Annotated in this window: 15 protein-coding genes; 10 read left to right on the top strand and 5 right to left on the bottom strand. The window is 68.2% G+C overall.

Annotation, left to right across the window (positions count from 1 at the left end):
• Window positions 1-21 precede the first annotated feature (21 nt).
• A complete protein-coding gene (locus P0592_RS15645; protein WP_276271840.1) occupies window positions 22-399 on the top strand; it encodes a DUF8048 family protein in 378 nt (125 codons plus the stop codon).
• Between the two features lie 135 nt (window positions 400-534).
• Window positions 535-1,080, top strand: a complete 546-nt coding sequence (gene dpsA, locus P0592_RS15640; RefSeq protein ID WP_276271839.1) for a DNA starvation/stationary phase protection protein DpsA — start codon at window positions 535-537, stop codon at window positions 1,078-1,080.
• Window positions 1,081-1,161: 81 nt separating this feature from the next.
• Here dpsA and P0592_RS15635 read toward each other — a convergent pair whose 3' ends face one another.
• Window positions 1,162-1,323: a hypothetical protein gene (locus tag P0592_RS15635; RefSeq protein WP_276271838.1), complete on the bottom strand. Its 162-nt coding sequence runs from the start codon at window positions 1,321-1,323 to the stop codon at window positions 1,162-1,164.
• A gap of 92 nt (window positions 1,324-1,415) precedes the next feature.
• Here P0592_RS15635 and P0592_RS15630 point away from each other — a divergent pair, with 92 nt between their 5' ends.
• From P0592_RS15630 to P0592_RS15620, 3 genes are all read left to right on the top strand, one after another.
• Window positions 1,416-2,018, top strand: coding sequence for a DUF7547 family protein (locus tag P0592_RS15630; protein WP_276271837.1), 603 nt, complete (start codon window positions 1,416-1,418; stop codon window positions 2,016-2,018).
• A gap of 47 nt (window positions 2,019-2,065) precedes the next feature.
• The gene (locus P0592_RS15625; RefSeq protein ID WP_276271836.1) at window positions 2,066-2,542 is read left to right on the top strand and encodes an HTH domain-containing protein; all 477 of its coding nucleotides are present in this window, start codon (window positions 2,066-2,068) and stop codon (window positions 2,540-2,542) included.
• Window positions 2,543-2,614: 72 nt separating this feature from the next.
• Window positions 2,615-3,067: an HTH domain-containing protein gene (locus tag P0592_RS15620; RefSeq protein WP_276271835.1), complete on the top strand. Its 453-nt coding sequence runs from the start codon at window positions 2,615-2,617 to the stop codon at window positions 3,065-3,067.
• On the opposite strand, the gene P0592_RS15615 is transcribed toward P0592_RS15620, so the two are convergent.
• Together P0592_RS15615 and P0592_RS15610 are read right to left on the bottom strand one after the other, a co-directional pair.
• On the bottom strand, window positions 3,046-3,429 hold the full coding sequence (locus P0592_RS15615; RefSeq protein WP_276271834.1) for a Zn-ribbon domain-containing OB-fold protein: 384 nt from the start codon (window positions 3,427-3,429) through the stop codon (window positions 3,046-3,048). The genes P0592_RS15620 and P0592_RS15615 overlap by 22 nt on opposite strands.
• Window positions 3,426-4,577 carry a thiolase family protein gene (locus tag P0592_RS15610; RefSeq protein ID WP_276271833.1) on the bottom strand — a complete coding sequence of 384 codons (1,152 nt, stop codon included), beginning with the start codon at window positions 4,575-4,577 and terminating at the stop codon, window positions 3,426-3,428. Before P0592_RS15610 ends, P0592_RS15615 begins: the two co-directional genes overlap by 4 nt.
• Window positions 4,578-4,676: 99 nt before the next feature.
• Here P0592_RS15610 and P0592_RS15605 point away from each other — a divergent pair, with 99 nt between their 5' ends.
• A complete protein-coding gene (locus P0592_RS15605) occupies window positions 4,677-4,856 on the top strand; it encodes a DUF7836 family putative zinc-binding protein (RefSeq protein ID WP_276271832.1) in 180 nt (59 codons plus the stop codon).
• A 63-nt stretch (window positions 4,857-4,919) separates the two neighbouring features.
• Here the strand turns inward: P0592_RS15605 and P0592_RS15600 are convergent, their stop codons facing one another.
• Entirely contained in the window at window positions 4,920-6,500 is a 1,581-nt protein-coding gene (locus P0592_RS15600) for an acyl-CoA carboxylase subunit beta (RefSeq protein ID WP_276271831.1), read from the bottom strand.
• A gap of 1 nt (window position 6,501) precedes the next feature.
• Window positions 6,502-7,245: a beta-ketoacyl-ACP reductase gene (locus P0592_RS15595; RefSeq protein ID WP_276271830.1), complete on the bottom strand. Its 744-nt coding sequence runs from the start codon at window positions 7,243-7,245 to the stop codon at window positions 6,502-6,504.
• Window positions 7,246-7,477: 232 nt separating this feature from the next.
• Between P0592_RS15595 and P0592_RS15590 the strand changes: the two genes are divergently transcribed.
• Genes P0592_RS15590 through P0592_RS15575 form a run of 4 tightly spaced genes read left to right on the top strand, consistent with a single transcriptional unit; the run spans window position 7,478 to window position 13,572 of the window.
• Window positions 7,478-8,641, top strand: coding sequence for an alpha-1 4-glucan-protein synthase (locus tag P0592_RS15590; protein ID WP_276271829.1), 1,164 nt, complete (start codon window positions 7,478-7,480; stop codon window positions 8,639-8,641).
• A 42-nt stretch (window positions 8,642-8,683) separates the two neighbouring features.
• Entirely contained in the window at window positions 8,684-9,922 is a 1,239-nt protein-coding gene (locus tag P0592_RS15585) for an extracellular solute-binding protein (protein ID WP_276271828.1), read from the top strand.
• Window positions 9,919-11,538, top strand: a complete 1,620-nt coding sequence (locus P0592_RS15580; RefSeq protein WP_276271827.1) for an ABC transporter permease — start codon at window positions 9,919-9,921, stop codon at window positions 11,536-11,538. Before P0592_RS15585 ends, P0592_RS15580 begins: the two co-directional genes overlap by 4 nt.
• Window positions 11,539-11,547: 9 nt before the next feature.
• Window positions 11,548-13,572, top strand: coding sequence for a DUF7846 domain-containing protein (locus P0592_RS15575; RefSeq protein WP_276271826.1), 2,025 nt, complete (start codon window positions 11,548-11,550; stop codon window positions 13,570-13,572).
• Window positions 13,573-13,588: the final 16 nt, after the last annotated feature.

Below are 13,588 nucleotides of genomic sequence, written 5' to 3'. Positions count from 1 at the left end.
ACGGACGCGTACGGCCGGCCGATGACAGCGCCGGAACTCGCTCCGTTCGACGACGAACTGATACGCCGGGTGGCGGACGCGAACGACGCCGACTACGAGGCGATCCGTGACGCCGTCGTGGCCCACCAGCGGGGGATGCGAGACAACCCCGGCGTCGAGAACCTCGTCTACGAGTGGCGCAAGCAGTACGACGACCCCGTGCTGGCCCGGACCGACGAGACGTTCGTCGTCGCCGTACCGGCGACCGTCTGGGAGGAGTTCGGGGACCACCTCGGGCTCGAAGGGGACGTGTTGACCGCGCTGGCCGCCGTCCACCAGGAACAGGTCGTCCGCCGCTCGGACACCGAGGCCGCCGAACTGCCCCCGGATCGAGTCCCAGTCGTCGTCGTACGAACCTGACCGGGACCTCCCGTCGCGTTCGCCGGGGCGAGTGCTGAACCGATGCCCGATTCGGAAGATAATTTTTGGTTATGCTAAACTCCTTTTCGGATGGTGCAAGCTTTAAGTGATTGCCGGTCGAATAGCCGGACGAAGATGCCTGAACAAGAACACGTCCGGAAGCAGTTCGGGGAAGTCGAGGAGAACGAACTTCGGCTGGAGCGAGAGAAGTCCGAGCAGATCATCGACGCGCTGAACAAGGACCTGGCCGACGCCTACGTCCTCTACCACCAGCTGAAGAAGCACCACTGGAACGTCGAGGGCGCGGAGTTCCGCGATCTCCACCTGTTCCTCGGCGAGGCCGCCGGGAACGTCGAGGAGGCCGCCGATATGATCGCCGAGCGCGCACAGGCACTGGGCGGAACGCCCATCTCCGGCCCGACCGCACAGGAGGAACACGCCGGCGTCGAGTACGAGGGTCAGGACGTCTACGACATCCGCACCTCCCTGGAGAACGATCTGGAGATCTACGGCGACGTCATCGAGTCGCTCCGTGACCACATCGAGCTGGCGGAGAACCTCGGCGACCACGCGACCGCCCAGATCCTCCGCGAGATCATCGTCGAGACGGAGGACGACGCCCACCACATCGAACACTACCTCGAGGACGACACGCTCGTCACCGAGGGCGCGATGGACTGAGGACTCGCGAGTCGAGTCCACGCTCAGTCGACGACCGAACAGAACAGAGACGCCCCGAAACCGCTTCTCCCCCGCGCCGCCCTACCGGGTCAGCTCGACCGTCAGGTCCGTCGCGATCCAGCCGTCGCGATTACCGTCCTCGGTGAAGACGGTCCGCTCGTCACCGCTCGCGTGTGTGGTGACCCGTGGGCGGTCCTCCTCGTCCGCTTCTGCAGGGCCGATATCGTCCTGCTGTGATGGCATTACTAGCGATTAGGCAACCCTAAAGCTAAAAGGGTTTTGGTACGCCTAATCGTCGCGGCGGACTTTTGTCACCGGCGGTCCAACACGGCGGTATGAGCGCCAGTTCGGGCGACGACATCACGGCCCTGTTGACGGAGCTGGTCACGACACTGCGGGACCTGGAGACCGAGATCGAACCGCGGACCGAACGGGGGAACCCACGGCCGCCCACGCCGCGGGAACTCCTGCGGTTCACGAGCGACGTGACGATCCCGGCGGCGATCCTCGTCCTGAAGACGAACATCGAGGCGCTGAAGCTCCTCCGGCGCGCGCTCCGGATGGCCGACGGCCGCCCGCCGACGTCGGGGACGGGCGCGAGCACGGTCACGGACCGAGCGACGCGGCTCAGTCGGGCGACGCTCTCGCGACTGGACGACGCGCTCTCGGACCTCCAGGCGGCCGTCGAGGGGCAGCCGGCCGACGAAGAGGCGAGGGAACTGCTCGCGGAGGCGCGGGACCTCCGGGACGACCTGGCCGAGCGCCTCGACGACGCCGGAGGAGAGACCGCCGATGACATCGACCCGACCGACGGCGGCACCGACGTCCCCGTCGACGTGGACGCGGAGCTACGGTCGATCAAGGACGAGCTCGACGACGACGTCGACGGCAACGGTGGGTCGCCGGGCGGCGATGGCGGGGACGATAACCATAATTAAATAAACATAACGTTTTATTATGGTAGAGACAGTCGATCAGGACGCAGATGCAAACAGAGTGTCCTACGACCCGACGCGCGGAACTGTTCGTCAGAGGTGACCTGCCGCGACCGGCCCGCTCGCGCCGGGCCGCCGTCGAGAGCACGCTGACGGACCTGCGCCGGCGCGGCGTCCTCGACGAGGTCGAGACGACCGAGTGGCGAAAGCGGGTCCCGCTCCACGGCGAGGGGGAGTGCCGGGAACGGGAGCTGTTCAACGAGTTCTCCGTCTGGGCGCGCGAACGAGACGCCCGGCTCGCCCCGTTCTTCAGCACCCGGGAGTGCTACAGCACGACGACGGGCGAGTGCCGGACCGAACTCGTCCTGCCGGCGCTGTGTCTGGCCGTCTACGAGGACGGTGAACTCGCCCGGTTGGCCCCGATCGCCGCCGACGGCCGCCCGTCCTCCGTCGAAGACTGTCTGACCGACCTCGCCGCGGACCGACGCACCGCGACGGAGACGACGACGGCCGGCACCGCGGACTGACGATGCTCGCCGGTCCCACCGATACGGCTAACCTCGTACTCGACGTAGGACACTCGTTCGAGGAACGGTACCATGACTCAGTCACTCCGGTTGGCCGTGTACGTGCGGACGCCCGTCGCTGAGGCGACGGCGAGTCGGCAGTCGGCGCTCATCTCGCGTGCCGAGTCGCTCCACAGACGGGGGCTCGCCGACGGCGTGTCCGTCGATTTCTGGCACCGGCTGGAGACGGGGATGGACCCGGCGGCCGCCGAGCGGCTCGCGGCGATGGAACGGTGGGCCGAGTCACGCGGCTGCTCGCTCGCGCCCGCGTTCGACCGCCGGGACCGCCACAGTGCGTACGTCGGTGACGACACCGTCGTCACGCTCCCGGTCGTCTGTCTCGTCGCCGAGGCCGACGGCGACATCGTCGGCGTCTACCCGCACGTCGGCCCCTGTGGCAGTTGCTCGGTCGCGGACGGGCTCGACAGGATCGAGGCGGCGGTGCTCGCCGGCGAACCGCTGGGCTACACCGGGTCCCAGCGGTAGCCGTCCCAGTCCTGGCTCGCCTGGGTCTCGCGTTTCAGCCCCACGTCCGGGTCGCGGAGTTCCTCGACGTAGACCGGTTCGACCGCGTCGCCGGACTCGACGTCGTCGGTCGTGACCTGTCCCAGCGCCCGGACGAACTCGTCCTCGGCGTCCAGGTCCGAGACGTCGAACTCGACGATGGCGAGCGTGTTCGGCTCCCGGACGCCCGGCGGCGTCGCCGTCGAGGTCGTCCACGTGACGACCTCCGCGGTCCGGTCCGAGAGGTCGACCGTCTCGTCCTGCGGTTCGCCACACTCCGGACAGCGCGGATGCGTGGGGTACGATACGTGCCCGTTCGGACAGGAACCAGCTGCAAGCGTCATTCTGCGGCCTCCATGACGGTGGTGATGACACAGTTCCCGAACCCGCCGACGTTACAGGCCAGGCCCACGTCGGCCTCGACCTGCCGCGGGCCGGCCTCGCCGACGAGCTGTTCGTAGATCTCGACGCCCTGTGCGACGCCGCTGGCCCCCAGCGGGTGGCCCTTGGACTTCAGGCCGCCGGAGGTGTTGACCGGCAGCGACCCGTCCTTGGCGGTCTCGCCGTCCATCGCCAGCTCCCAGGCCGTCCCCTGGTCGGCGACGCCGATGCCCTCCAGCTGGAGGAACTCCAGGATGGTGAACATGTCGTGGAGTTCGGCCACGTCGAGGTCGTCGGGGCCGAGCCCGGCCATCTCGTAGGCCTCCTCGCTGGACTCGACGACCCCGCCCATCACCGTCGGGTCGTCGCGCTCGTGGACGACGTGGGTGTCCGTCGCGCCGCCGATCCCGGAGACGACGGCGTACTCGTCGGCGATCTCGGCGGCTCGCTCCTCCGTCGTGAACAGCATCGCCGCGCTCCCGTCCGTGATCGGACAGAAGTCGTACAGCCGGAGCGGGTCCGCGATGATCGGCGACTCCAGCGCGGTCTCGACGTCGATCTCCTTCTGGAACTGCGCGTTGGGGTTGTCGACGCCGTTGCGGTGGTTCTTGACCGCCACGCGGGCCAGCGACTCCCTGGGTGCGTCGAACCGTTCGAGGTAGTGGCGGGCCGTCATCCCCGCGAACGACGGCAGCGTGACGCCGTGCTTGTACTCGGTGGGGTGGGTGATGGAGGCGATGATGTCAGTGGCCTGCCCGGTCGTCTTGTGGGTCATCTTCTCGCCGCCGACGAGCAGCGTCATATCGCTGGCTCCCGAGGCGACCGACTGCCACGCCTCGTAGATACCGGCCCCACCCGACGAGGACGTCTGGTCGACCCGCTCGCTGTACGCCGGCAGGACCCCCAGGTCGTGTGCCAGCGCGTTCATCACGCCGGTCTGTCCCTGGAACTCCCCGCTCGCCATGTTCGAGACGTACAGGTGCTCCACGTCGTCCGGTGTGACGCCGGCGTCGTCCAGACACTCCTCGCCCGCCTGCGAGAGCAGTTCCTGGATCCAGGCGTCGCGCTGCCCGAACTTCGTCATCGACGCACCGATTACTGCGACTCCCATACCCGCCACCTCTCAGGGCTGTCGTGTATTCGTTACGGTCACCCCATCCCTGCGGTGGCCCGCACAAAGTATATGGGCCAGTGTTCGCCAGCACCACGTATGCAGGAAGCCTGGATCGAGCTGCAGTGTCCCGACTGCGGGGAGACCTGGGAAGAGCAACCGTCCGAACTGCCGGCCCCGGATTCCTCGTTCGACTGTGCCGAGTGCGGGTCGACCCACCGGCTCGCCGAGTTTATGAAGACCTCGCGGGACCTCGAAGTCCTGGAACAGTTCCACTGACGGCGCGTTCGCGCCGTCGACCGTCGATTCTCGTTCGAAACGCTCGCCGCCCGACAGCCCCGCTCAGAGCGGGATGTTGCCGTGGTCCTTGGGCGGCCCCTCCTCGCGCTTGCGCTGGAGCAGGTCCAGGTCGTCGATGAGCCGCTTGCGGGTGTCCTTCGGCTCGATGACGTCGTCGAGGTAACCCCGCTTGGCGGGGCCGTAGGGGTGGGCGAACTCCTCGCGGAACTCGTCCATCAGCTCCTGGCGCTTGGCGTCGGAGTTCTCGGCCTCGGCGATCTCGTTCCGGTAGAGGATGTTGACCGCGCCGCGGGGGCCCAGCACCGCCATCTCCGAGCCCGGCCAGGCGTAGTTCACGTCGCTGCCCAGGAACTTCGAGGACATCACGATGTAGGCCCCGCCGTAGGCCTTGCGGACGACCACCGACAGCAGCGGCACCGTCGCCTCGGCGTAGGCGTAGATGAGCTTCGCACCCCGGCGGATGATGCCGTTGTGCTCCTGCTCGGTCCCGGGCATGAAGCCCGGCACGTCCACCAGCGAGATGATCGGAACGTTGAACGAGTCACAGAAGCGGATGAACCGCGCGCCCTTCTCGGCGGCGTCGATGTCAAGCGTCCCCGCGCTGACCCGGGGCTGGTTCGCGACGATGCCGACGGACTGCCCGTCCATCCGGGCGAAGCCGACGACGATGTTGCGCGCCCAGTTCTCGTGGACCTCGAAGAAGGACTCCTCGTCGACGATGCGGTCGACGACCTGCGTCATGTCGTACGGCTTCCGGGGGGCCGAGGGGACGATGTCCGTGACCTCCGGGATCTCCCGGTCGGGTTCGTCCCACGGCTGGACGCTCGGCGGGTCCTCCATGTTGTTCTGCGGCAGATAGGAGAGGAGCCGGCGGATGTTCTCCAGGGCCTCCTCCTCGGACGGGTACGAGAAGTGAGCGACGCCCGACTTGGTCGAGTGGGAACTCGCGCCGCCGAGTTCCTCCTTGGACACCTGCTCGCCGGTGACCGTCTCGATGACGTCCGGCCCGGTGATGAACATATGGCTGGTGTCCTGCACCATAAAGGTGAAGTCGGTCAGCGCCGGTGAGTACGTCGCCCCGCCGGCACACGGCCCCATGATGGCCGAGATCTGCGGGATGAGCCCGCTGGCCTTCGTGTTGCGCTCGAAGATCTTCGCGAAGCCGACCAGCGAGTCGACGCCCTCCTGGATGCGGGCTCCGCCGGAGTCGTTCAGGCCGATGACGGGGACACCGTTCTCGATGGCCTTGTCCATCACCTTGCAGATCTTGTCCGCGACGACCTCGCCGACCGAGCCCCCGAGGACGGTGAAGTCGTGGGCGAACAGGAACACCTTCCGGCCGTCGACCTCGCCGTAGCCGGTGACGACGGCGTCGCCCGGGAACCGCTTGTCCTCCATCCCGAAGTTCGTCGAGCGGTGCTCGACGAACGGGTCGACCTCGTGGAAGGTGCCCTCGTCGACGAGGAAGTCGATGCGCTCCCGGGCGGTCATCTTCCCCTTCTCGTGTTGGGACTCGATGCGGGCCTCACCCCCGCCCAGTTCCGCCTCGCGGCGCTTCTCGCGGAGTTCCTCGACCGGGTCCGGTGCGTCCTCGCTCTCCGATTGGTCTTCCTGTTGACTCATATTACCACTCCATCCCGCCGTTGACGCCGAGCACCTGGCCGGTCATGTAGCTGGACTCCTCGCTGGCGACGAACCGGACGATCCCCGCGATGTCCTGGACCGTCGCGAACCGGTCCAGCGGGATCTCCCGGAGGATCTTCTCCTGGACGCGCTCGGGGACCTCCTCCAGCATATCGGTCTTGACGAACCCCGGGGCGACGCAGTTGGCCGTCGATCCGGTGTGGGCGAGTTCGAGCGCGAGCGTGCGCGTGAACCCGAACAGACCGGACTTCGTCGTCGCGTAGTTGGCCTGACCGATGTTGCCCTGCTGGCCGACGACGCTGGAGATGTTGATGAGACGGCCGTCGTCGGCGTGGCGGATGTCGTCGTAGAAGACGTCCGTGCAGTTGTACACCCCGCCGAGGTTGACGTCGATGACGGTGTCCCAGTCCTCGCGGGTCATGTTCTCGAACTTCTTGTCGATCGTGATGCCCGCGTTGTTGACCAGCACGTCGACGGCCCCGAACTCGTCGGCGACCTCCTCGCGCATCGCCTCGACCTCCTCGTGTTTCGCCACGTCGGCCTGTGCGGCGATGGCGTCGCCACCGTCCGACCGGATGCTCTCGACGACTTCGGCGGCCTCTCGCTCGGAGGACCGGTAGTTGACGACGACGTTCGCGCCGTGTTCGCCGAGGTCCTCGGCGATGCCGCGTCCGATACCTCGTGACGACCCCGTGACGACACAGGTCTGGTTGTCCAGATTCATCGGTGAGTGTGACCCCCGTCACTTCGGATACGCATCTCTCTGGTAGAGAGGCAGCGCACAGGCCAATAATAGTTCGCCTCAAACGACCGGCCGCTGCCCGGAGCGTATATAAACTGCCCGACCGCGCCGGCCTCTGGAACTCGGATCGATGCACACGTGGGCACCGACGGCGAGTATTCGGCGAGCCTAAAACGGAAGCCTCTTTAGGCAGTCCTAAAACTAGTCCGGTAGGATGACTCAGGACATCTGCGTCGTGGTGCCGACGATCCGGAACCACGAGTGTATGCGCGAGTACTTCGCGAACGCGCGGGACCACGGGTTCGACCTCGACCGGCTGTACGTCGTCCTCGTCACCGAGGACTTCTGTGACACCGAGGCGATGGAACGGATGCTCGACGAGGAGGGGGTCGACGGTGCCGTCTTCGACGGAACCGCCCGCGAGGAGTGGTTCGAGGAGCAGGGCGCGTCGGAGTACGCCCACCTCATCCCCGAGGCGAGTCACGCCCAGACCTCCTTCGGACTCCTCTACCTCTGGGCCAACGACTTCGAGTACGGCGTGTTCATCGACGACGACACGCTGCCCCACGAGGACGTCGACTTCTTCGGGACGCACATGGCGAACCTCGCCTTCGAGGGCGAGATCGAGCGGGTCAGTTCCGACGAGGACTGGGTGAACGTCCTCTACCAGAACGTCGACGAACACGACCTCTACCCGCGTGGTTACCCGTACTCGGCGATGGACGAGTCCGTCGAGACCGAGACCACCCACGTCGACGACGTGGTCGCCTCGCAGGGCCTGTGGACGAACGTCCCCGACCTCGACGCCGTCCGCATCCTGATGGACGGGGACCTGCAGGGCCAGGCACAGACTCGCACGACGGCCGCGGACTTCGGCGAGGACTTCGTCGCCGCCGAGGGGAACTACCTCACCGTCTGCTCGATGAACCTCGCCTTCCGACGGGAGGTCGTCCCGGCGTTCTACCAGCTCCCGATGGACGACAACGAGTGGGACGTGGGCCGGTTCGACGACATCTGGTCGGGCCTGTTCCTCAAGCGGGCCTGTGACGTGCTCGGGAAACACATCTACAACGGCGACCCGCTCTGTGAGCACAACAAGGCCCCGCGGTCGACGTTCTCGGACCTCACGAACGAGGTCCACGGCCTCGAACTCAACGAGCACGTCTGGGAGGAGATCGACGCCGTCGGAGACGACGCCGACTCCTACGCCGAGGTGTTCGAGGCGATGGCCGAGCGCCTCGCCGAGGGCGACTACGAAGACTGGGAGAACGGGGCCTTCCTCAACTACTGTGGCGAGTATATGCTCGACTGGCTCGACTGTCTCGACGAACTCGAGACCGCGGAGTCCGAGCAGGTTCCGGCCGCGGCCGACGACTGAAACACAAGCCATTTAGGCATACCTAAATCATACCCACAAACGATGACAGACGCCAACGACACTTCTGCTCGTATCGGGTCGAAGTCGTCGCGCCGTCGCTTCCTCACGCTCGGCGGAGCGACGGCCGCGACGGCCCTCGCGGGCTGTAACTCCCTCCTCGGTGGCGGTGACGGGGGGGACGGCGGTGACGGCGGTGGAGACGGCGGCGACGGCGGCGGTGGCACCTCCCAGGGTGCACCCGCCGAGATCCCGTCGCTGTCCGCCTTCCGTGGCTCCGGGACTCTCGTCGAGGACCGCCCGGCCCCCGGCGGCACCTCCATCCAGGACCTGCCGAACCTCTCGGGCTCGCTGAACCTCTACATCGGCGGTGGCGAGGGAGGCATCTACTTCCAGTTCGTGGAGATGCTCCAGGAGATCTACCCCGACTTCCAGGTGTTCGCCAGCAGCGCCTCCTCCTCGTCGCTCGCACAGACGGTCGTCCAAGAGGTCGAGGCCGGATCGCCACAGGCCGACGTGTTCTGGTCGATCGACGCCAGTTCGCTCGGCTACGTCGCCGACAACGACGCCTACGAACCGCTCCCCGACGACGTCGTCGAACCCGTCCCCTCCGGTTTCCAGGGGTCGGACAACGCGTGGGTCGGCGTCGCCGGCCGCGCCCGCAGCATCCCGTACAACACGAACGCACTCAGCGAGAGCGACGTCCCCGACAAGGTGGCCGAGTTCCCGAACACGGACGCGCTCACGGGGACGATGGGGTGGGCACCGACCTACGGCGCGTTCAAGTCCTTCGTGACGGCGATGCGACTGCTCCGGGGCCCGGAGGCGACCAGAGAGTGGCTCGTCTCGATGCGCGAGGCCGGCACCGAGCGCTACCCCAACGAGTTCGTCGTCTCGAACCAGGTCGCCGACGGCGCGCTCAACGCCGGCTTCGCGAACCACTACTACGCGCTGCGGGTGAAGAACCAGCGGCCCGACGCCCCGATCGACCTCGCGTTCACCGAGGGCGACGCGGGCGCGCTCGTCAACGTCGCCGGTGCCCTCCGCATCGAGGGGACCGAGAAGGGCGACCTCGTGAACAACTTCGTCCGTCACCTGCTGTCGGCGGAGGCCCAGGAGTTCTTCACGACCGTCAGCTTCGCCTACCCGATGATCCCCGGCGTCGCGCCCCCCGGTGGGCTGCCGACGATCGACCAGCTGAACCCGCCGGGCATCGACCTCTCTGAGCTGTCCGACCTCGAACCGACGCTCGAGCTGATGCGCGAGGCGAACGTTCTCGGATGAGCGTCCGGGAGCGCGTCGCGGCCGTCCGAGCGCGCGCCGCCGAGGACGAGGAGTCGGCCGTCGGTCTGGGGCTGACGCTGCTGGCGGCGGCCGTCGCGACCGCGCTCGTCGCCCCCCTGGGCTGGCTCCTCGTCGACGTGCTCGCGCTGGGCTCGCGCGCGTTCTCGCTCACCGTCGCGCCACAGACGCTCCAGGTGCTCGTCCGGAGCGTCGCGCTGGTCGGCGTCGTCACCGCCGGCAGCGTCCTCGTCGGCGTCCCGCTTGCCGTCCTGACGGTACAGGGCGACCTCCCGCTGAACCGGTTCTGGACCGTCGTCGCGGCGCTGCCGCTCGCGATCCCGAGTTACCTCGGGGCCTTCGCCGCCGTCTCCGCGTTCGGGCCGCGTGGTGCGCTGGCGGACGTGCTCTCGCCACTCGGTATCGAGCAGATCCCGACCATCTACGGGTTCGTCGGTGCCGCCGTCGTCCTCACGCTGTACACCTACCCGTACGTCTTCCTCACGACGCGGGCGTCGCTGCTGTCGCTCGACGCCTCGCTCGTCGAGGCCGCGCGCACGCTCAACGCCAGCCGGTGGGAGGCGTTCCGCCGGATCACGCTCCCCCAGATCCTACCGGGGATCACCGCGGGGGCGCTGCTGGTCGCGCTGTACACGCTGTCGGACTTCGGCACGCCGAACATCATGCGCGTCGAGGTGTTCACGCAGTTCATCTACGCCCGCTACAACGCCTTCATGCGCGACTACGCGGCCCTGCTGTCGCTGGAGCTGTTCGCGGTGACGGCCGTCGTCCTCGCACTGGAGTCCCGGATCGGGGCCGACGACTCTGGGGCCTACGGCAGCAGCGGGAACCGGGGCGCGTTCGACCTCGACCTGGGGCTGTGGCGCTACCCCGCGGCACTGCTCCCGGCGCTCGTCGGGTCGGTGGCTATCCTGCTCCCGATCGCCATCTTCGGGATGTGGTTCCTCCGGAGCGGCCCGGGCTACGCCACCGGGTCGATGGCGTTCTCGTGGTCGTACGGACTCAACTCCGTCTGGGTGGCGCTGTTGGCCGCCGGCGCGTCGGTACTGGTCGCGGTCCCCATCGGCCTCCGCTCTGCGACCTCTGACTCCTGGGTGGCCTCGCTGGCTGACCGGGCCCCCTACGTGGGGTACGCGGCACCGGGCATCGTGCTGGCCATCGCGCTGGTGAGCTTCAGCCTCGACGTGCTCCCGTGGTTCTACAAGACCGTTCCCCTGCTCGTGTTCGCCTACGTGGTCCGGTTTATGCCACAGGCGATCGGGTCCATCCGGACGTCGCGGCTCCAGGTCGACCAGGGACTCGTCGAGGCGGCCCGCGTGCTCGGCCGATCGCGCGCGAGTACGTTCCGGTCGGTGACGCTCCCGCTCGTCTTGCCGGGGATCGCGACCGGGGCGGCGCTGGTCTTCCTCACGACGATGAAGGAGCTCCCGGCGACGCTGATCCTGCGGCCGCTCCGGTTCGACACGCTCGTGACCTACATCTGGCGCGTCCAGGAGGCGGGACTGTACGGTGCGGCCGCCGTGCCGGCCCTGGTCCTCGTGGTCGTCTCCGGGCTCTCGATGGCCGTCATCCTCGCACAGGAACAGCGGGCCGACTGACCGACAGCGATGGCTCGTCTCACGGACCTCCGACGGGACCGCTGGACCGCGGCCGCACTCGCCCTCGTCGCCGCCGCCACCGTCGCCGTCGTCTCGACGCAGGTGTTCCCCTACCACTCCTTGAACCACGACGAGGGGGTGTACCTCCAGCAGGCCGCGATGCTGCTGGAGGGGCGGCTGTTCCTCCACTCGCCCGTCGAGGGCGCGTTCCGGCCGTGGTTCTTCGTCGAGAGCGAGCGCGGGATGTACCCGAAGTACGCGCCGGTCCCGGCCGCGATGTTCGCCGTCGGGAAACTGCTGGGTGGTTACCGGGTGGCACTGGTCGCCATCGCCGCGGGGAACGTCCTCGGCGTCGTCGGCGTCGTCCGCGAGGTGTTCGATCACCGGACCGGTCTGCTCGCGGGCGTGTTCGTCCTCGCGTCGCCGCTGTTCCTGATCGACTCCTCGGTGTTCCTCCCGTACGCGCCGACGACGCTGCTGAACCTCGCGTTCGGCTACGCCTACCTCGTCGCCGACCGGACCGGCGACCGACGCGTCGCCGCCGCGGCGGGGGTCGCGGTCGGACTCGCGTTCTTCTCCCGCCCGTACACCGCGGTGCTGTTCGCGGCCCCGTTCATCGCACACGCCTGCTGGACGCTCTGGCGTGACCCGCGGGGCGCGCTCCCCCGGCAGGCGACGACGGCCGTACTGGGCTCTGCCGGCGTTGTGACCACCCTCGCGTACAACGCAGTCGTGACCGGGGCAACGTTCACGTTCCCGTACCAGGCGTTCGCGCCGGAGGACGGCCTCGGTTTCGGCCACCGGGAGATCCTCGGACACGAGATCGTCTACACGCCCGAGCTGGCGCTCCGGGCGAACCGGCTGGTGCTGGAACTGTTCTTCACCGAGTGGATCGCCGGCGGACTGCTCGGAGCGGGGCTCGCCGTCGTCGGCCTCGCACTCGCCGCGAGGGCCGGGGTCACCGCCCGGCAGTTAATCGTGGCGGGGCTGTTCGTCAGCGTCGCGGCGGGCAACGTCTACTTCTGGGGGAACTTCAACATCCTCGGGGACCTGGAACGGGCGGGCGACGGGCTCGTCTCCGCGCTGGGGCCGTACTACCACTTCGACCTGCTGGTCCCGACCGCGGCCTTCGCCGCTCGGGGCGCGGTCGGTGGGACTCGCGCCGCCCGGTCGGCGCTGGCCGAGCGGACCAGCCGACGCGGCGCGCGTGCGGTCGTGCTCGCGCTCGCGCTCGTGAGTACCGCGGGGATGGGCGGCGTGACCGCAGACAACCTCGACGCGCCGCTGTCGGAGAACATGGAGGTGACCCGGACCTACGAGGACGCCTACGAACCGTTCGAGGGCGGTCCGCCGGAGAACGCCGTGGTCCTACTGCCGGACCCGTACGGGAACTGGCTCAATCACCCGTTCCAGTACCTCCGGAACGACCCGGGATACGACGGCGAGACCGTCTACGCCATCGACGACCGGCCCTTCGCCGTCCACGACGAGTTCCCCGACAGGCGGTTCTACCGGTACGTCTACCGCGGCGCGTGGGCCCCCTACGCCGGGTCGCCGAGCGCCGCCTACCTCCAGCGGGTCCGGGACGTCGACGGCGATCGCGTCCGCCTGCGGACGTCGGTCGGCATCCCCGACGGCGCGGTCGGAGTCACGGTCCGGGTCGGCATCGACGGTCGGAGCGCCTACTACGTGGTGCCCGACCCCGACGAGGACGTCTCGCTCACGCTGCTCGTCGACGACCGGGTCAGACTCCGGGGCGACGCCCGCCCGCTCCAGAACGAGACCCTGGCCGTCGAGGGCAGAGAGAACGTCCGGACGACGGTGTTCGTCGACTACGGGGGCGGGAGCGGCTTCGCCTACCGACTCGATCTCCCCGTGGCGGCCGAAGACGGCCGGCTCCGGGCACTCACGCCGCGTGTCGAACGCTGCCGTAACGCCCGCGCCTGCGGTGGGGCGGCCGCGTACGTGCCCGGGACCGGCCCGGACGGGGCCTTCGTCGAGACGAACCTGACGGCGTCCGAGCGCAATCCATAAGTTTAGGCTCGCCTAA

Origin of the sequence: Haloarcula litorea, from assembly GCF_029338195.1 — an archaeon.
Lineage (GTDB): Archaea > Halobacteriota > Halobacteria > Halobacteriales > Haloarculaceae > Haloarcula > Haloarcula litorea.
This window is presented reverse-complemented; position numbering and strand designations above follow the sequence as displayed.